The 1405-nt window shown below is 40.0% G+C and carries 1 protein-coding gene; it reads right to left on the reverse strand.

The annotated features are described in order from the left end of the window. Positions 1-120: 120 nt before the first annotated feature. Complete coding sequence (locus tag F6K13_RS33175; protein WP_124144130.1) at positions 121-663, reverse strand: DUF4126 domain-containing protein; 543 nt, start codon at positions 661-663, stop codon at positions 121-123. Between the last annotated feature and the right edge of the window lie 742 nt (positions 664-1405).

Consider the following 1405-nt stretch of genomic DNA (forward strand, 5'->3'; position numbering starts at 1 on the left):
ATACTTACTTAATTGTTGACTTGATCGCGGCAGCTATGATTTTCTTCTAAATTCTGTCTCCTGTCTCCTGTATCCTGACTCCTTCTTCTATGCTACATTTTGTCGTGCGGAACGTAGGTTCTAAAGTCCTTTATAACACCGATACCAATCCTGATAGCTACGAATTGCTAGCCACAACAATAGTAAGGCAATTAATCCTCCTTGTTGTGGTGCGTCAAAGGCAAAAATTACCAGGCAAATACACAGAACATCTTGCACTAACAGCATCCAGAGAGGCAAACCACGCCATCGATAAAACCATCCGACCTGAACAAGTTGCAGCACTAAGGCAAGTAAACCACCAACTACTCCCATCACGATCGTTAACCAGTCTTCTAAATGAGTGGCCTTGGCGATCGCCATACTCATAATTGCTCCTACTATTGGACTGAATAGAAGTTGAATTAAATTTAGAATGCGTTGGCCTAACAGCCGTTTTGAGGCAAATATTTCAAATAAAGACCAACTAACTAAAACTCCCACTACTATTTGTGGGGAAATATTGGACAGCAGAGGTACTTTCGACCATAAATCATTTTGCCATAAACCGATTAACAGTAACGGTAAGGCTATTCTGATACCTGCTGCTGCTGATGCAGACAAAGCTGCTAGGACTTCTACCATAAACGACAACACAGAGTATTACTACTATTACTATCTATTTTAGTATTTAGTTGCTGATGTCCGGGAGGAATATCTAGATTCAGGTATTTCACCCCTTTAAAGTAATATTTAAGGATAATTTTTCTGATATTTTTGACTGATAGATAATAGACATCTCCTCCAAAAGAGGGAGTAGGGAGTAGGGAGTAGGGGGAAAGAATCCATAGTCTCTGTGGGATAATTGATTTGATTTTTTATTCTTGGAGATGTCTAATATAGGGCTTGCTGATTAAATATCAAAGCATTGACTGATATTGGTTTTAGGCTTTTTATGTCTTGAAAAAGTATGAGCTTTTCAGTTGCTCAGGTTCATGCTTATGAGCATTTTCGGGAAGCAAAAGCCGAAAAATCACTCTTAATATTATTTTGGCCACTTACTCTGTAATTCCCATTTCTTCTACGTCCTAACTACTCCCTACTCCCTTTTTCCCCTCCTGGGAGGGGGAGGGGCGAGGGGTGGGTCTCTACTCCCTACCTCAGCAAAAAGACTTTACTCCGCAAACCCTAATTATAGATATCCGCGCAGGATTTTGGAAAAAAAACTGAAGTAACAGAAATTGATGAACTGATCGCTTATATCATGTCCGGATAAGAGCGTGATCAAAAAAACTTTCTCCTCTTTGATTCTTTCTTCCCTCCTGACTCATGACTCCTGACTCCTGACTCCTCAGTCGTTTATTTATAAGTATTCAACCGGACATGA

Origin of the sequence: Okeania sp. SIO2B9, from assembly GCF_010672505.1 — a bacterium.
Classification (GTDB): Bacteria; Cyanobacteriota; Cyanobacteriia; order Cyanobacteriales; family Microcoleaceae; genus Okeania; species Okeania hirsuta.